General features: G+C 69.7%; 14 protein-coding genes, 3 tRNA genes and 1 pseudogene. 16 read left to right on the forward strand and 2 right to left on the reverse strand.

The genetic code is table 11. The features are described 5' to 3' along the window. The 13 genes and pseudogenes from MTQ01_RS22700 to MTQ01_RS22760 all read left to right on the forward strand — a co-directional run. A pseudogene (locus tag MTQ01_RS22700) lies at positions 1 to 1,104 on the forward strand (histidine kinase); the annotation flags it as partial. Positions 1,105 to 1,113: 9 nt separating this feature from the next. Further along, complete coding sequence (locus MTQ01_RS22705; RefSeq protein ID WP_211039614.1) at positions 1,114 to 1,527, forward strand: roadblock/LC7 domain-containing protein; 414 nt, start codon at positions 1,114 to 1,116, stop codon at positions 1,525 to 1,527. A 73-nt stretch (positions 1,528 to 1,600) separates the two neighbouring features. Then, complete coding sequence (locus MTQ01_RS22710; RefSeq protein ID WP_211039612.1) at positions 1,601 to 2,014, forward strand: DUF742 domain-containing protein; 414 nt, start codon at positions 1,601 to 1,603, stop codon at positions 2,012 to 2,014. Next, positions 1,995 to 2,573, forward strand: coding sequence for an ATP/GTP-binding protein (locus MTQ01_RS22715; protein WP_247492714.1), 579 nt, complete (start codon positions 1,995 to 1,997; stop codon positions 2,571 to 2,573). The genes MTQ01_RS22710 and MTQ01_RS22715 overlap by 20 nt, the downstream gene beginning before the upstream one ends. A gap of 541 nt (positions 2,574 to 3,114) precedes the next feature. Next, a complete protein-coding gene (locus MTQ01_RS22720) occupies positions 3,115 to 6,690 on the forward strand; it encodes a nitrate- and nitrite sensing domain-containing protein (protein WP_247492715.1) in 3,576 nt (1,191 codons plus the stop codon). A gap of 10 nt (positions 6,691 to 6,700) precedes the next feature. Next, positions 6,701 to 7,114 (forward strand): roadblock/LC7 domain-containing protein, encoded by a 414-nt coding sequence (locus MTQ01_RS22725; protein WP_211039614.1) that lies wholly within the window; start codon positions 6,701 to 6,703, stop codon positions 7,112 to 7,114. Between the two features lie 113 nt (positions 7,115 to 7,227). Then, a complete protein-coding gene (locus MTQ01_RS22730; RefSeq protein WP_247492716.1) occupies positions 7,228 to 7,836 on the forward strand; it encodes a DUF742 domain-containing protein in 609 nt (202 codons plus the stop codon). Beyond that, on the forward strand, positions 7,817 to 8,395 hold the full coding sequence (locus MTQ01_RS22735) for an ATP/GTP-binding protein (protein ID WP_211039616.1): 579 nt from the start codon (positions 7,817 to 7,819) through the stop codon (positions 8,393 to 8,395). Before MTQ01_RS22730 ends, MTQ01_RS22735 begins: the two co-directional genes overlap by 20 nt. 152 nt (positions 8,396 to 8,547) lie before the next feature. Further along, positions 8,548 to 9,330 carry a fumarylacetoacetate hydrolase family protein gene (locus tag MTQ01_RS22740; RefSeq protein WP_247492717.1) on the forward strand — a complete coding sequence of 261 codons (783 nt, stop codon included), beginning with the start codon at positions 8,548 to 8,550 and terminating at the stop codon, positions 9,328 to 9,330. Continuing rightward, the gene (gltX, locus tag MTQ01_RS22745) at positions 9,257 to 10,840 is read left to right on the forward strand and encodes a glutamate--tRNA ligase (RefSeq protein ID WP_374207842.1); all 1,584 of its coding nucleotides are present in this window, start codon (positions 9,257 to 9,259) and stop codon (positions 10,838 to 10,840) included. The genes MTQ01_RS22740 and gltX overlap by 74 nt, the downstream gene beginning before the upstream one ends. 496 nt (positions 10,841 to 11,336) lie before the next feature. Further along, a tRNA-Gln gene (locus tag MTQ01_RS22750) sits at positions 11,337 to 11,408 on the forward strand. A 26-nt stretch (positions 11,409 to 11,434) separates the two neighbouring features. Beyond that, a tRNA-Glu gene (locus MTQ01_RS22755) sits at positions 11,435 to 11,507 on the forward strand. A 26-nt stretch (positions 11,508 to 11,533) separates the two neighbouring features. Continuing rightward, positions 11,534 to 11,606 (forward strand) — tRNA-Glu (locus MTQ01_RS22760). Between the two features lie 205 nt (positions 11,607 to 11,811). Here MTQ01_RS22760 and MTQ01_RS22765 read toward each other — a convergent pair. Further along, positions 11,812 to 12,453: a MerR family transcriptional regulator gene (locus tag MTQ01_RS22765; RefSeq protein WP_247492720.1), complete on the reverse strand. Its 642-nt coding sequence runs from the start codon at positions 12,451 to 12,453 to the stop codon at positions 11,812 to 11,814. Between the two features lie 253 nt (positions 12,454 to 12,706). Here MTQ01_RS22765 and MTQ01_RS22770 point away from each other — a divergent pair, with 253 nt between their 5' ends. Beyond that, on the forward strand, positions 12,707 to 13,207 hold the full coding sequence (locus tag MTQ01_RS22770) for a DUF4188 domain-containing protein (RefSeq protein ID WP_308294432.1): 501 nt from the start codon (positions 12,707 to 12,709) through the stop codon (positions 13,205 to 13,207). Between the two features lie 62 nt (positions 13,208 to 13,269). Here the strand turns inward: MTQ01_RS22770 and MTQ01_RS22775 are convergent, their stop codons facing one another. Continuing rightward, positions 13,270 to 13,995 (reverse strand): IclR family transcriptional regulator, encoded by a 726-nt coding sequence (locus MTQ01_RS22775; protein ID WP_211040135.1) that lies wholly within the window; start codon positions 13,993 to 13,995, stop codon positions 13,270 to 13,272. A 161-nt stretch (positions 13,996 to 14,156) separates the two neighbouring features. On the opposite strand from MTQ01_RS22775, the gene leuC reads away from it, so the two are divergent. Both leuC and leuD read left to right on the forward strand, forming a co-directional pair. Beyond that, positions 14,157 to 15,587: a 3-isopropylmalate dehydratase large subunit gene (leuC, locus tag MTQ01_RS22780; RefSeq protein ID WP_247492721.1), complete on the forward strand. Its 1,431-nt coding sequence runs from the start codon at positions 14,157 to 14,159 to the stop codon at positions 15,585 to 15,587. Positions 15,588 to 15,593: 6 nt separating this feature from the next. Next, a complete protein-coding gene (gene leuD, locus MTQ01_RS22785) occupies positions 15,594 to 16,187 on the forward strand; it encodes a 3-isopropylmalate dehydratase small subunit (protein WP_211040133.1) in 594 nt (197 codons plus the stop codon). The last annotated feature ends 171 nt before the right edge of the window (positions 16,188 to 16,358 follow it).

The following is a 16,358-nucleotide window of genomic DNA, read 5'->3' on the forward strand; positions in this document are numbered from 1 at the left end:
GCACCGCTGTTCGGCGGTCGTCCGACCGGCAACACTCCGGCACCCGCCACGCCGTCCCCCGCCGCTCCGGGCCCCGCGCCCGCGATGCCCAGGGCCGACCAGGGCGAGGACCGGCCGCGGCTGCCCGCCCGTGGCGGACCGGCCGGCGAGCTGCCGGCCAGGCTGCCGCAGCGCGGCGGGGCGAACGAGGCGCAGCGGCAGGAGACCGCGCGGAACGCGGAGTCCGCTCCGCAGTCCGGAGCCGGTGAGCGGCCCGGACTGCCCGCGCCCTCGCAGGGCCGCCCGCAGCTGCCCCAGCGCACCCAGAACGCCCGTGCTGCGCAGCCGCAGCAGTCCGACGAAGCCGCCGGTGGCGCCCAGCGCCCGAGCTGGGCCAGCGGTGAGGACACCGCCGAGCAGCACCGGGTACGAGCCGAGCAGGACCGGCCGCGCGGCCACGAGGAGTCGGTGTTCGCCGGTGGCTTCGACCGGCCCGGCGCCAACGGCGGTGCTCCGCCCGAGCAGGCGCAGCCCGACCCCTACGCGCGCCAGGACCCGCTTGCCCCCCAGGGGTACGCGCCCCAGCCGGTGCACGACGACACCACCGAGCTGGACATCCCGATCCCGGCGAACGCCACCGCGCAGACCCGTACGCCCATCTTCGAGCAGATGGAGACGAACTGGTTCAGCCGCGACCCGCAGTCGGTCGAGCCCGCGCAGGCGGAGCCGGCCCCGCAGCAGGTGCGCCCGTCCGGAGCGGCCTCACCGATCGCACCACAGCGGCAGGCGGGGCCGGGGGAGACCGGGCAGCAGCCCCAGGTCTCCGTCGGCAACGGCTCGGCCAACGACGAGCTGTGGCGCAGAGCCGAACGGCTGCGCACGCCCGCCGCCGGCGGTGTCACGACCTCGGGTCTGCCTCGCCGGGTGCCCAGGGCAAACCTGGTCGAGGGGACCGCGCAGCAGCAGCCCGCACAGGTGTCGGGGCCGCAGGTCTCCCGGGCGCCCGACGCGGTGCGCGGTCGCCTCACCAACCTCCGTCGGGGGATCGCGCAGGGCCGTCAGGCCGGCGGGGCCCCCGGCAGCAACGACCGGGGCAACCGCCCCACCTACCAGCAGGAGCGTTAGTTGAGTCCGATGAGCCAGGCGGCGCAGAATCTGAACTGGTTGATCACCAACTTTGTGGAGAACACCCCTGGGGTGTCGCACACGGTGGTGGTTTCCGCCGACGGTCTTCTTCTGGCGATGTCGGAGGGTTTTCCGAGGGATCGTGCCGATCAGTTGGCGGCGGTTGCTTCGGGTCTGACGTCGTTGACGCAGGGGGCTTCGCGGATTTTCGAGGGTGGGGCGGTGAATCAGACCGTGGTGGAGATGGAGCGTGGTTTCCTCTTCATCATGGCGGTTTCGGATGGTTCGTCGTTGGCTGTTCTCGCTCATCCGGAGGCTGATATCGGTCTTGTCGGTTACGAGATGGCGCTGTTGGTGGATCGGGCGGGCACTGTTCTGACCCCGGAACTCCGCTCGGAACTGCAAGGAAGCCTTCTCAACTGACCGCAAGCTCCCCGTACTTGAGCTCGAGCACGTCCCGTCCGTCTCGTCGACCTTCTGCTTCGCCGGAGGAGCCATGACCACCCCGCCCCCCTCGCCCGGATCGTACGGAGCCGCTGATCACAGCGCGCCGTACGAAGGCGAGGGCGACCAGCCGCTGGTGCGCCCGTACGCGATGACGGGCGGCCGCACCCGGCCGCGCTATCAGCTCGCGATCGAGGCGCTCGTCAGTACCAGCGCCGACCCGACCCAGCTGCCCGGCCTTCTGCCCGAGCACCAGCGCATCTGCCATCTGTGCAACGAGGTGAAGTCGGTCGCCGAGGTGTCCGCGCTGCTGGCCATACCTCTGGGCGTAGCCCGGATCCTTGTCGCCGACCTCGCCGAGGCCGGGATGGTGGCCATCCACCAGCCGGGCGGCGGCAGCGAGCCGGGCGGCGCACCGGACGTGACTCTGCTTGAAAGGGTGCTCAGTGGACTTCGGAAGCTCTAGCGGTGCGGCCCGCTCCACCACCTCCGCGAAGATCGTGGTGGCGGGTGGGTTCGGCGTGGGCAAGACGACCTTCGTGGGCGCCGTGTCGGAGATCAATCCGTTGCGTACCGAGGCGGTGATGACGTCGGCGTCGGCGGGCATCGACGATCTGACCCACACCGGGGACAAGACCACGACGACGGTGGCGATGGACTTCGGTCGCATCACCCTCGACCAGGACCTGATTCTGTATCTGTTCGGTACGCCGGGTCAGGATCGTTTCTGGTTCATGTGGGACGACCTGGTTCGTGGTGCGATCGGTGCGGTGGTGCTGGTGGACACGCGTCGGTTGGCGGACTGTTTCCCGGCGGTGGACTACTTCGAGAACAGCGGCCTGCCGTTCGTGATCGCTCTCAACGGGTTCGACGGCCACCAGCCCTATACCCCGGACGAGGTCCGCGAGGCCCTGCAGATCGGCCCGGACGCTCCGATCATCGTCACCGACGCCCGCCACCGTGCGGACGCCAAGACCGCGCTGATCCAGCTGGTGGAGCACGCGCTGCTGGCCCGGCTGCGCTGACCCCGCGGCCTCGCGGTCCGGCCCGTCCGAGGGGCGGGCGGGCCGTCGACCGGTGCCCGGCGGCTGCCCGACCGCAGCCGTCCGTCCGCACATCCCTGCCCGAAGCACCCGCCCGGCGGCCGGCCGCGAACGCCCGGTGGGGGACAGCGGCGGCCGGGTCGCGGGCGTCGGGCAACGGAGCGGGGAGACGGCGAGCAGGAGCAAACGGGCCCGGCGAACGCGCCGGGGGACCGACAGAGCGGGGAGCGCGGGACAGGGTTCATCAGATTGATGCACCCTGCCCTGCGAGTTGATAACGGTTCGACAGAGATAGGACCTCCCTCGAACACGAAGAGTCCACGGATCATTGCGATCTGCACTCAACTCCGATGGTTTTAGTGGGGATTAAGGGATATGTCCATTTAAGTCGCTCCGATACGTGCTGGTCATCTCACTTTCAAGTGCTTGGAATGCGCCCGTCGGTCGTGCTGGAATTCGCTGAACTCAGCAGTAGTTAAGGCACCACAAGCAGTCGGTGCCGACGCCGAGAGGGTTTGGTCGAGTGAGGCGAAGCAAGACGGCATCCCCGTCGCCGGAGTCGCGGGGGAACTTCACGCCGCCGCGCGGTTCGGCAGCGGAGGCCGAGTCTCCGGGTGCGCAGGAGGAGGGCAGCGGCAGCCGCTTCGCGCTGCGCAACTGGCGGGTGGCGACCAGGCTCAACGCGATTCTGCTGATCCCCGTCCTGGTGGCGCTGATCTTCGGCGGGCTGACTGTCCGAAACTCCGTCCAGACTCTGAACGCGGCCGAGGACGCGGAGAAGACGGCCGAGCTCGTGCACGCCGCCACCGCGTACGGCCACGCTCTCCTCGACGAGCGCGACCGCACCGTCGCCCCGCTGCTCAAGGGCGAGGAGGACGCCGCCGAGGTCGTGGAGTCGCGCAAGGCCACCGACGAGGCCGCCGACACCTTCCACGCCGCCGCCGACCGGGCGCCGAAGACCGCGAGTCTGCAGCACCGGCTCGACGGCGTGGCCGAGGCGGAGCCCAAGCTCGACAAGCTCCGCCAGGGCGCCTACACCAAGGCGCTGGCCGGTGTGAAGACGCAGCTGGGCTACGTCGAGGTGCAGCACCCGCTGATGAACCTCGCCAACGAGCTCAGCCTCGACTCCGGCAACATCACCTCCTACGGACGCACCGTCTACGCCGTCTCCCTCGCCAAGGCCGCGGAGTCGCTCACCCGCTCCATCGGCACCCATCTGCTGGTGAAGCCGGGGCCGGGTGAGGAGGCGAAGAAGGAGCAGGTCACCGCCTTCGGCTCGTACGCGTACCTGGAGAACATCGCGCTCACCGAGGCGTTCGCCGCCGGCACCGAGGAGGACAACGCCCGCCTGCGCGCCGACCTCGAAGGGCTGCAGAAGAAGGCCGAGGAGGAGGCGGCGAAGGCCGAGGAGGCGGACGAGGACTTCGTGGCGCCGCCCGACATGCAGGCCATGACCGACCTCATCGCCACCGGCGCCTCGCCCTCCGCCCTCGCCAAGGACGGCGTCACCTCCGAGGTCTGGTACAAGGCGGCCACCGCCAAGTTCGACGTGTACCGCACCGTCGAGCGCGATCTCGCCGACCGGGCGGTCAGCGAGGCCGGCGACATCGCCGCCGACGCCAAGCGCGAGGCGATCATCAACGCGGCCATCGTGCTCGCCGCACTGCTGATCGCCTTCCTGCTCGCCGGTTTCATGGCCCGTGCGATGAGCCGCAACATGAACCGGCTGCGCAACGCCGCCTTCGACGTCGCCGAGCAGCGGCTGCCCTCGCTGGTCCAGCAGCTCTCGCGCACCGACCCGGGCAAGGTCGACACCGAGGTGCGGCGGATCCCGATCGACAGCCGGGACGAGATCGGCGAGGTCGCCCGCGCCTTCGACCAGGTCCACCGGGAGGCCGTCCGGCTGGCCGCCGAGCAGGCTCTGCTGCGCGGGAACGTCAACGCCATCTTCACCAACCTCTCCAGCCGCAACCAGGGCCTGATCGAGCGCCAGCTCGGCCTGATCACCGACCTGGAGAACAACGAGGCCGATCCGGACCAGTTGGAGAACCTCTTCAAGCTGGACCATCTGGCGACCCGTATGCGCCGCAACGGCGAGAACCTGCTGGTCCTCGCCGGCGAGGACTCGGTGCGCCGCTGGAACCAGCCGGTGCCACTGGTGGACGTCATGCGCGCCGCCTCCTCGGAGGTGGAGGCGTACGAGCGCATCGAGATCACCGGTGTCCCGGAGAGCGACATCCACGGTCAGGTCGTCACCGACCTCGTGCACCTGCTCGCCGAGCTGCTGGAGAACGCCACCTCCTTCTCCTCGCCGCAGACGAAGGTCAAGGTCACGGCGACGAGGCTTCCCGACGGCCGCGTGATGATCGAGATCCACGACAAGGGCATCGGTCTCACCGCCAAGGACTTCGCCGACATCAACCACAAGCTGGCCGATCCGCCCAAGGTGGACGCGGCGATCTCGCAGCGCATGGGCCTCTACGTGGTCGGCCGGCTCGCCGACCGCCACAGCATCCGCGTCCAGCTGCGTCCCTCCGGCGAGCAGGCGGGCACCACCTCGCTGGTCATGCTGCCCGAGGCGATCACCCACGGTGGTGGTGGCCAGGGTTATGTGGAGGAGAACTTCAGCGTCTCCCGCATCGTTCCCGAGCAGGCGGCACCGGCAGGTTCGCCCGAGCAGATCGCCGGTCCGCACGATCCCGGGGGCCGGGTGCCGGGCGGCGCCTCCTCGCTGGAGGCGGGAGGGCCCTTCGGGTCCGGCGGCAGGGCCGCCCTGGGCCCCGGCTCGGGAGACCTCTTCGGGGCGGACGGTCACGGCGGCGAGAGCCCGGACTCCGGCGGCTACGTCGACGGCCTCGAGGACGACCCGGACCACTACGACGCGTTCGCGCCGCCCCAGCGCCGGGGCTCGCCCCCGGCCGGGAGCGACGGCCACGGCCCCGGCGAGACGTTCGCGGGCTTCGGGCAGCAGGGCGCCTTCGGCGGCGGCGAGACGTACGACGCCGGACCGCAGGGCGACCCGTACGCGCCGGAGCAGCCGTACCCCGGCGGGTACGCGCAGGGCGAGCAGGGCGACGGCCACGCACCGGGCGGCTCGTACGGCCAGGAGCAGGCGTACGCGCCCGACCAGGGGTACCCGCAGGGCCAGGGGTACGACGAGCGCCAGCAGCACGGCGGCGGGCTCCCTCCGCAGCCTTTCGGTGACGAGCAGCAGCACGGCGCCGCAAGCGGCGAACTGGGCGGCTCGCAGGGCCCTCGGCAGGGTCCGGGGACCGATCAGGGCCAGGGCGGCGGCCAGGCGCCGGAGGAGCGGCAGTACGGCGCCGATCCGCTGACCTCCCGCGGGCTCCACACCCGGGTTCCCGGCCGGACTCTGGGTCAGGGCCCGGGCGGGCCGGTCGCCGGAGAGTCCTTCGACGCCTTCGGTCAGGGCAGCCCCGCCTTCCGTGCCGGATCCGGGCTCCTCGGCGGTTCGACGAGGCAGGGCGAAGATCCCAACGCCCCCTGGAGTGCGGGAAGTTGGGCTGCGCAAGGAGTCCCCGAAGGCGGGGTACAGTCTGGCGGAGCAGGTGCCGCCGACGGGTCCGCGGGCGAACCTGGCCCCGGCGCTCCCGCTGGCGGTCAGGAGCGCGTAGGCTTTGATCGTCCGGGATCTTCGTCGGACACTTCACCCTCTTTGACGAGCGCGGGTCTTCCGCGTCGGGAGAGGAGCGAAGAGTCCCTCGAGGAGTCCGAGGCACCGCAGGTCCAGCCGGAGTCGGCCCCGGAGCCACCGCGGGAGTCCGGTTCCGACGAAGGCGAATGGCGCTCGACGAACGACGAGCGTTGGGAGCGGGCGGAGAGCGTCCGTCACCCCAAGGCCGGGGGCGTCACCATCTCGGGTCTGCCGCGCCGGGTGCCCAGAGCCAATCTGGTCGAGGGCACCGCGGAGCAGACCCTACAGGGAGGCCCCCAGGTGTCCCGTTCCCCCGAGGACGTCCGGGGCAGGCTCAGCAACCTGCACCGCGGTGTCCGTCAGGGACGGGCCGGCAGCCAGGGAGCAAGCCAGACCGACCAGCCGGGATCCAGCGCCGGCAGCACCTACGATCAGGAGCGTTAGTGTGAGCCCGATGAGCCAGGCGGCGCAGAACCTGAACTGGTTGATCACCAACTTTGTGGAGAACACCCCTGGGGTGTCGCACACGGTGGTGGTTTCCGCCGACGGTCTTCTTCTGGCGATGTCGGAGGGTTTTCCGAGGGATCGTGCCGATCAGTTGGCGGCGGTTGCTTCGGGTCTGACGTCGTTGACGCAGGGGGCTTCGCGGATTTTCGAGGGTGGGGCGGTGAATCAGACCGTGGTGGAGATGGAGCGTGGTTTCCTCTTCATCATGGCGGTTTCGGATGGTTCGTCGTTGGCTGTTCTCGCTCATCCGGAGGCTGATATCGGTCTTGTCGGTTACGAGATGGCGCTGTTGGTGGATCGGGCGGGCACTGTCCTGACCCCGGAACTCCGCTCGGAACTGCAAGGAAGCCTTCTCAACTAGCAACCAACCCAGTGCTTCTTGCGTCCTCGCACCTTAAAGTGCGGTCACGCGAACGGCACTTGGGAGTGCCTCACGGGGGACGCTCCCGTACATCGGCAGTCGGAGGAGGAGACGTGACAACGCCCCCAGGCGGTCCGTTCGGCAGCGCACAGCAGCCGCAGAGTGACCCGCAGTACCAGCGCTTCAACTTCCCCTCGACGCCGAGCCACCAGCAGCAGGCCACACCGCCGCCCAGGCAGCGACAGGAGCCGCCGCGGGGCCGGCAGTCGTACCAGGGCGGTTCCGCCGGGCCCACGGGCCAGGACGGCCGGTTCGGCCAGAACAACCAGAACGGCCAGGGCGGTCGACCGGCGCAGAGCGGCGGCAGCAGCAGTGGCGGGCAGTCGCCGCTGGTGCGCCCGTACGCGATGACCGGTGGCCGCACCCGGCCGCGCTACCAGCTCGCCATCGAGGCGCTGGTGCACACCACGGCGGACGCGATGCAGCTCCAGGGCCAGCTCCCTGAGCACCAGCGCATCTGCCGACTGTGCTACGAGATCAAATCGGTCGCCGAGATCTCTGCACTCCTCTCCATTCCCCTCGGCGTAGCCCGGATCCTCGTCGCCGACCTCGCCGAGGCCGGGCTAGTCGCCATCCATCAGCCCGGCGGCGACGAGTCCGCCGGTGGACAGCCAGACGTGACACTGCTCGAAAGGGTGCTCAGTGGACTTCGGAAGCTCTAGCGGTGCGGCCCGCTCCACCACCTCCGCGAAGATCGTGGTGGCGGGTGGGTTCGGCGTGGGCAAGACGACCTTCGTGGGCGCCGTGTCGGAGATCAATCCGTTGCGTACCGAGGCGGTGATGACGTCGGCGTCGGCGGGCATCGACGATCTGACCCACACCGGGGACAAGACCACGACGACGGTGGCGATGGACTTCGGTCGCATCACCCTCGACCAGGACCTGATTCTGTATCTGTTCGGTACGCCGGGTCAGGATCGTTTCTGGTTCATGTGGGACGACCTGGTTCGTGGTGCGATCGGTGCGGTGGTGCTGGTGGACACGCGTCGGTTGGCGGACTGTTTCCCGGCGGTGGACTACTTCGAGAACAGCGGCCTGCCGTTCGTGATCGCTCTCAACGGGTTCGACGGCCACCAGCCCTACAGCCCGGACGAGGTCCGCGAGGCCCTGCAGATCGGCCCCGACACCCCGATCATCACCACTGACGCCCGCCACCGCGCGGACGCCAAGAGCGGTCTGATCACGCTCGTCGAGCACGCGCTGATGGCGCGGCTGCGCTGACGCCCCCGGCCTCGCAGGCCGGCCGCAGAACCCTTGGGCCCGCAGGGTGCCGGAACACTTGAGTCCCGGTGCCCTGCGGGCCCGATACGCTGGAGTGTCAGTTTTCAGCGGTCAGTGCTGTGTGCAGCACCTCAGTTAGGGGCAGGCAAGCCGTGCGCATCGCCAGATTCTCCCTGGACGGAACCGTCGGTTTCGGCGTCCTGGAGGGAGATGCCAACACCGAGGGCGGCCCCGTCCTCGACATCATCAAGGGCCATCCCTTCGCCGAGTTCGAACGCTCGGGCCAGAAGATCCCACTGGACAAGGTGCGGCTGCTCTCCCCGACGCTGCCGAGCAAGGTGGTGGCCATCGGGCGCAACTACGCCGAGCACGCACGGGAGTTGGGCCAAGAGGTGCCCGACACTCCGGTGGCGTTCTTCAAGCCCTCCACCTCGGTCGCGGGCCCGGGCGACCCGGTCGGTTACCCCGCCTTCTCCTCGGAGGTGCACCACGAGGCCGAGCTGGCCGTGGTGATCGGCCGGATGTGCAGCCAGGTGCCGAGGGAGCGCGTCCACGAGGTGGTCCTCGGCTACACCTGCGCCAACGACCTCACCGCACGCGACATCCAGCGCAGCGAGGCGCAGTGGGCACGCGCCAAGGGCTTCGACGGGTCCTGCCCTCTCGGCCCCTGGATCGAGACGGAGGTGGACCCGAGCGATCTGGCCGTGATGTGCACCGTCAACGGCGAGCAGCGGCAGCTCGGGCGCACCAGCGAGATGATCCGGTCCGTGGAGGACCTGATCGTGCACATCACCGAGGCGATGACGCTGCTGCCCGGCGACGTCGTCCTCACCGGCACCCCGGCGGGCGTCGGACCGGTGAATGTGGGTGACGAGGTCGCCGTCACCATTGAAGGAATCGGCACTCTCACCAACAAGGTTGTCAAGCGTGGCTAGCGCACCCAACTCACCGTCCACGGACCGGAATTCGGCATCCGCGGTACGCGTGCGATTCTGTCCCTCCCCGACCGGCAACCCGCACGTCGGGCTGATCCGCACCGCCCTGTTCAACTGGGCGTTCGCCCGGCACCACGGCGGCACCCTGGTCTTCCGCATCGAGGACACGGACGCCTCGCGCGACTCCGAGGAGTCCTACGAGCAGCTGCTGGACTCGCTGCGCTGGCTCGGCCTCGACTGGGACGAGGGCCCCGAGGTCGGAGGCCCGCACGCCCCCTACCGGCAGTCCGAGCGCATGGACCTCTACCGGGACGTGGCCGAGCGCCTCCAGGAAGCCGGCCACGCCTACCGCTGCTACTGCACCGCGGAGGAGCTGGAGGCCCGGCGGGAGGCCGCCCGTGCCGCCGGCAAGCCCTCCGGGTACGACGGCAAGTGCCGCGACCTCGGCGCCGAGCAGCGAGCCGCCTACGAGGCCGAGGGACGCGCTGCGATCGTCCGCTTCCGGATGCCGGACGAGCCGATCACCTTCGACGACCTGGTGCGCGGCGAGCTGACCTTCAGCCCGGAGAACGTCCCGGACTTCGGGATCGTGCGAGCCAACGGCGCTCCGCTGTACACGCTGGTCAACCCGGTCGACGACGCGCTGATGGAGATCACCCACGTCCTGCGCGGCGAGGATCTGCTCTCCTCCACCCCCCGGCAGATCGCGCTCTACCGCGCGCTCGCCGAGCTGGGCGTCGGCAACGGCAGCACCCCGCTCTTCGGGCACCTTCCCTATGTGATGGGGGAGGGCAACAAGAAGCTCTCGAAGCGCGACCCGCAGGCCTCGCTCAACCTCTACCGGGAGCGGGGCTTCCTGCCGGCCGGTCTGCTCAACTACCTCTCGCTGCTGGGCTGGTCGCTCGCCGAGGACCGGGACATCTTCACCATGGACGAGATGGTCTCGGCCTTCGAGATCACCGCGGTGAACGCGAACCCGGCCCGGTTCGACCTCAAGAAGTGCGAGGCGATCAACGCAACGCACCTGCGCGAGCTGTCCGTTGAGGACTTCGTCGAGGCGTGCCGACCCTGGCTGCGCGCTCCGCACGCCCCGTGGAAGCCGGAGTCCTTCGACGAGGCGGCGTTCGTCGAGCTCGCCCCGCTCGCGCAGACTCGCCTCACGGTGCTTTCGGACATCACCCAGAACGTCGACTTCCTCTTCCTCGACGAGCCGGTGTCGGACGAGGCGTCCTGGAAGAAGGCGATGAAGCCGGGAGCCGCGGACCTGCTGCGCACCGCCCGCAGCGGTCTCGCCGAAGCCGCCTGGGACGCCGAGTCGTTGAAGAACGCGGTGCTGGCGGCCGGAGAGCAGCACGGCATGAAGCTGGGCAAGGCCCAGGCGCCGGTTCGGGTCGCCGTCACCGGTCGCACGGTGGGCCTGCCGCTCTTCGAATCTCTCGAAGTGCTCGGCCGGGAGTCCTCGCTGGCGCGGATCGATGCCGCCCTGGCACGGCTGGAGCAGCAGGACTGACGTCACACCGGGGGAGGGCGCGCACGGCCTGGGGCTGTGCCGGCGCCCTCCCTCTGTCGTGCCGCCCCTGCGCCGTGCCCGGGCCGCTCAGCGGGGCCACCGGTCCCGCCGGGCTTCCCCGGGCTTCTCCGGGCGGCTTCGGGGGCGGGTTCGGGAGCCCGGAACTGCTGCGCAGCGCTCCGGGACCGGGTCGTTCCGGGGCGGCCTGCGAGCGCACCTGCCGCAGCCCGTACGGCCCCCGCCGGAGCCGGCCGTTCCGATGCGTCCCGGCAGGGCTTCGGGGGCGTCAACCCTGCGCGTGGGCAGCTGCGTTGAGGGTGCGGTGGAAGGGCGCGGGGAGGGTGTGCGAGGTGCGGTGAAGGGGCGTGCGGATACCCGTTTTGGAGCACCGTCCACCATCGGGTAATGTTCTTCCTGTCGCCGAACGGGACAGGCCGAAAGCCAGAACCGGGAGGCGCACACTCGGACAGAAAGCCCACATGGGCTTGCTTCCCAGTGGGCTATGGTGTAATTGGCAGCACGACTGATTCTGGTTCAGTTAGTCTAGGTTCGAGTCCTGGTAGCCCAGCACGATCTTCGCTCAGAAGATCGAAGGCCCCCGTTGTGTAGCGGCCTAGCACGCCGCCCTCTCAAGGCGGTAGCGCCGGTTCGAATCCGGTCGGGGGTACGGACTCTTCATTGAGTCTTGATGGAGCCCCCGTTGTGTAGCGGCCTAGCACGCCGCCCTCTCAAGGCGGTAGCGCCGGTTCGAATCCGGTCGGGGGTACTCGATCACCGAGCGGGCCCGACATCCTCAGGGATGCCGGGCCCGTCTCTGTTTCCCGGCGTTTCCGAGGCCTGGGGCGTTTCTCGACCTCCGGATCCTGCCGGTGTCGGCGCCGGCCGACGCTCGACGGCCCACCGGCGCACGCCCGTTCTCTCGCGGCCTCGCCCCCTGCGCGTTGGCGCCCCTTGCTCTGTAACGCGCGGTGTCACTCGCCCTCGGGCTCGCGGTAGCGACTGTGGGCCTCTCTCGCGTGCGCGAGCCGGCGCAGACTGAGCAGTACCGGCTCGTACAGCACGGTGAGGGCCACGGCGGCCTCCAGCCTGGTCGTGCCCTCGAACTCGGCCATGAGGTCCATGTCGCTGGTCGCCAACTCGCCCGCCAGGCGGCCGTACGGAAGCAGGTGGGCCACCTCGCACGGGTAGCCGAGGCTCTCCAGGGCGGCGATCGCCGAGACGAGCGAGAGGCGGGACGGATCGTCCGGCGGCGGGTCCTCCCAGTCGAGTGCGGCCAGCAGCTCGCGCGCGCGGTCCTGCGCCGACGCCGAGACGGGCTCGGCCTTCTCCTCCCGAACCACCGGCGGCAGTGAGTTCACCGCGGTGCCCAGCCGCCGGCTGAGATCCAGCGACTCGTCGTCCACGGCCCGCAGGACTTCGCGTGCGGTGGCGACGGGGACTCTGCCCACCTGTATCAGCGCGCGCGCCAGGCCGAGCCTGCGCAGGTGCTCCTCGCCGTACCGGGCCTGGGTGGCGCTGACCCGCTCGCCGGGCGGCAGCAGGCCCTCGCGCAGGTAGTACTTGATCGTCGCGAGGGGAACGCCGCTGCGCTCGCTCAACTCTGCCAGCCGCACTGTCGATCCCTTCGTCCTGCGCGGGGGCACTCGGCCCTTCCGCGCTCCTTGCCTGTCTTTGCGCGATTCTCGCGCTCCCGAGTGACCCGGCATTCGCCGCGCGCTGACGTCCGGGTCGGGTCGAGATTCCTCGTGTGCCCTCTTGCGCTTCGCCTTGGTGAGTGCAAGTATCCAATCATGGATAGCGGCACTCTCCAAGGAGTGTCGTGGTGGATGCATTCGTCATGGGCCTGGGCCCGGTGGGGAGATTGCTGTGAGCGTTGCGATCGAGGAGGGCCGGACGACGTCCGAGGCCGGTGAGGTCACGCTGTTCCTGATCGGCATGCGGATCAACAGCTTCTGGGCGGTGCGGAGTTGGTGGCCGGTCTTCTGGGCCATGCCTCGGCTGATGAGAGAGCTCGCGGGGGATGCGGAGGCGGGTCTGCTCGGTTCGCGGGCGCTGCTCGGCGGCCCTCGCGATTTCTACCTCGTGCAGTACTGGGAGTCGCAGGAGAAGTTGTTCGCCTACGCCTCCGCGCAGGGCAAGGAGCATCGGCCCGCCTGGGCGGCCTTCAACCGCAGAGTGCGGGAGGGGAGAGGAAAGGTCGGCTTCTGGCACGAGACGTATGCGGTGCCTGCCGGCGCCCATGAGGCGGTGTATGTGAACATGCCGCGCTTCGGGCTGGGTGAGGCGCTCGGCGTGATACCCGTCGGCCGGCGTGGCGAGACGGCGGCCGGGCGTATGCAGGCGGCGCGGAAGCGGGCGGCCGGCTGACGAGCTGACGACGCTGTCAGCGTTCGTCGGCGCGGCTGGGTTGGGAGGTCGAGCCGGGTGCGTCAGCCTCGGCGGAGGGATTCGGAGAGTCGGTTGGCGGCCTCAAGGATGGCCTGGGCGTGCATGCGGCCCGGGTGGCGGGTCAGCCGCTCGACCGGTCCGGAGACGGACACCGAGGCGACGACGCGATTGGACGGCCCACGCACGGGGGCGGAGACCGAGGCGACGCCCGGCTCCCGCTCGCCGACGGACTGGGCCCAGCCGCGGCGTCGTACGCCCGAGAGTGCGGTCGCGGTGAATCGGGCGCCCTGGAGGCCGCGGTGCAGCCGCTCCGGCTCCTCCCAGGCCATCAGTACCTGAGCTGCCGAGCCGGCCTTCATCGGAAGTGTCGAGCCGACGGGCACGGTGTCCCGAAGGCCGGACAGCCGCTCCGCCGCGGCGACGCAGATACGCATGTCGCCCTGGCGCCGGTAGAGCTGTGCGCTCTCCCCGGTGACGTCCCGGAGGTGAGTGAGCACGGGGCCGGCGGAGGCGAGCAGGCGGTCCTCTCCCGCTGCCGCGGCGAGCTCGGAGAGTCGCGGCCCGAGAATGAACCGCCCCTGCATGTCCCGGGCGACGAGCCGGTGGTGCTCGAGCGCGACCGCCAGGCGGTGTGCGGTCGGGCGTGCCAGTCCAGTCGCTCCGACCAGCCCGGCGAGTGTTGCCGGACCGGACTCCAGAGCGCTCAGTACGAGAGCTGCTTTGTCGAGAACGCCCACACCGCTTGAGGCGCCACTAGAGTTGTCCATGCGTCGATACTCACGTCTCACATTACGAAACGCAAGTTCAATTTCCGGAAGAAAGCGCCAGGCTTGAGTGACGGCCGCCACCCGGCGTGAGTACGAGGGGGGTTGGGTGGGGCGAAGGTCTCTACATGTGGTCGGCGGAGCTGCCGGCCGGAGGGAAAACGATGGGACGGACACTCGCAGAGAAAGTCTGGGACGACCACGTCGTCCGGCGAGCCGAGGGCGAGCCTGACCTCCTCTACATCGACCTCCACCTCCTGCACGAGGTCACCAGTCCACAGGCTTTCGACGGATTGCGGAAGAGCGACAGGACGGTTCGTCGCACCGATCTCACGCTGGCCACCGAGGACCACAACACTCCGACGCTGGACATCGACAAGCCGATCGCCGACCCGGTCTCCCGTGTTCAGCTGGAGACCCTGCGGAAGAACTGCGCGGACTTCGGTGTCCGCCTGCATCCGCTCGGCGATGTCGAGCAGGGCGTCGTCCACGTGGTGGGCCCGCAGTTGGGACTGACCCAGCCGGGCACCACGGTGGTCTGCGGAGACAGTCACACCTCTACGCACGGTGCCTTCGGCGCGCTCGCGTTCGGGATCGGCACCAGTCAGGTGGAGCATGTTCTCGCCACCCAGACGCTGCCGATGTCGCCGTTCCGGACCATGGCGATCACCGTCAACGGCGAGCTGCCCGAGGGCGTGACGGCCAAGGACCTGATCCTGGCGGTCATCGCCAGGATCGGCACCGGCGGCGGCCAGGGCTATGTGCTGGAGTACCGCGGCGAGGCCATCGAGAAGTTGTCGATGGAGGCGCGTATGACGATCTGCAACATGTCGATCGAGGCAGGTGCCAGAGCCGGCATGATCGCGCCCGACGAGACCACCTTCGCCTATCTGCGCGGTCGTGAGCACGCCCCGCAGGGCGAGGACTGGGACGCCGCGGTGGATTACTGGAGGACGCTGCGCACCGACGCCGACGCGGTCTTCGACCACGAGGTGGTCATCGAGGCCGGAGAGCTCGCGCCGTTCGTCACCTGGGGCACCAACCCCGGCCAGGGCGCGCCGCTCAGCGCCTCCGTGCCGGATCCGGCCTCCTTCGAGGACGCCGGTGAGCGTCTGGCGGCGGAGAAGGCGCTGGAGTACATGGGCCTCTCCGCCGGGCAGCCTCTGCGGGAGGTCGCGGTGGACACTGTCTTCGTCGGTTCCTGCACGAACGGCCGTATCGAGGATCTCCGGGCTGCCGCCGAGGTGTTGCAGGGTCGAAGGGTCGCGGACAGCATCCGCATGCTGGTGGTGCCGGGTTCCGTGCGGGTGTCGCTCGAAGCGGTGGCCGAGGGGCTGGACAAGGTGTTCACGGCGGCGGGCGCCGAGTGGCGTCACGCGGGTTGCTCCATGTGTCTGGGCATGAACCCCGATCAGTTGGCCCCCGGTGAGCGTTCGGCCTCCACCTCCAACCGCAACTTCGAAGGCAGGCAGGGCAAGGGCGGCCGTACCCATCTGGTCTCACCGCAGGTGGCCGCGGCGACCGCGGTGCTCGGGCACCTCGCCGCTCCGTCCGACCTGTCCGCACTGTCCGACGCCACGCCCGCGGGAGTCTGAACCGCCATGGAAGCCTTCACTACGCACACCGGCCGGGTCGTTCCGCTGCGCCGCAGCAACGTCGACACCGACCAGATCATCCCCGCCCACTGGCTGAAGAAGGTCACCCGGGACGGCTTCGAGGACGGCCTCTTCGAAGCCTGGCGCAAGGACCCGGAGTTCGTGCTGAACCAGCCCGCCCACAGCGGCGCGACCGTTCTGGTGGCCGGTTCGGACTTCGGTACCGGCTCCTCGCGGGAGCACGCCGTGTGGGCCCTTCAGAACTACGGCTTCAAGGCCGTCATCTCCTCGCGCTTCGCCGACATCTTCCGCGGCAATTCCCTCAAGAACGGCCTGCTCACGGTGGTTCTGCCGCCGGAGACGGTGGAGAGGCTCTGGGAGCTGACCGAGGCCGACCCGACGGTGGAGGTCACCGTCGATCTGGTGGAGCGCAAGGTGCTTGCGCCAGGCGTCGATGCGGCCTTCGAGCTGGACGAGAACGCGCGCTGGCGCCTCCTGGAGGGCTTGGACGACATCAGCCTCACGCTGCGGGAGGCCGATTCCATCGCCGAGTACGAGGCCAACCGCCCTGTGCACAAGCCGAGAACACAGACCGTGTGAGGTCGGTGCAACTGCACTGAAGTCTCGTCCCGCACGAACCACAGCGCCCCCGACCGTCGCGGTCGGGGGCGCTGTCGCGTGTCGCTCCACGAATCGCGCCCTGGCTTGAACTAGTCTGAAAACAGAGTGAGTTGGCGCGTAATCGGCTGGCGTCCTCCCGCTCCGACTATG

The sequence above is a fragment of the Streptomyces sp. XM4193 genome (assembly GCF_023072595.1).
In the GTDB taxonomy this organism is placed as follows: Bacteria; Actinomycetota; Actinomycetes; order Streptomycetales; family Streptomycetaceae; genus Streptomyces.

Bases quoted from the DNA above. Each gene is read 5' to 3' on its own strand.
- MTQ01_RS22710 (WP_211039612.1), top strand. From the start codon at position 1,601: ATGACCACCCCGCCCCCCTCGCCCGGATCGTACGGAGCCGCTGATCAC.
- MTQ01_RS22705 (WP_211039614.1), top strand. From the start codon at position 1,114: ATGAGCCAGGCGGCGCAGAATCTGAACTGGTTGATCACCAACTTTGTG.
- leuD (WP_211040133.1), top strand. From the start codon at position 15,594: ATGGAAGCCTTCACTACGCACACCGGCCGGGTCGTTCCGCTGCGCCGC.
- MTQ01_RS22775 (WP_211040135.1), bottom strand. From the start codon at position 13,995: ATGGACAACTCTAGTGGCGCCTCAAGCGGTGTGGGCGTTCTCGACAAA.
- gltX (WP_374207842.1), top strand. From the start codon at position 9,257: ATGTGGGTGACGAGGTCGCCGTCACCATTGAAGGAATCGGCACTCTCA.
- MTQ01_RS22725 (WP_211039614.1), top strand. From the start codon at position 6,701: ATGAGCCAGGCGGCGCAGAACCTGAACTGGTTGATCACCAACTTTGTG.
- leuC (WP_247492721.1), top strand. From the start codon at position 14,157: ATGGGACGGACACTCGCAGAGAAAGTCTGGGACGACCACGTCGTCCGG.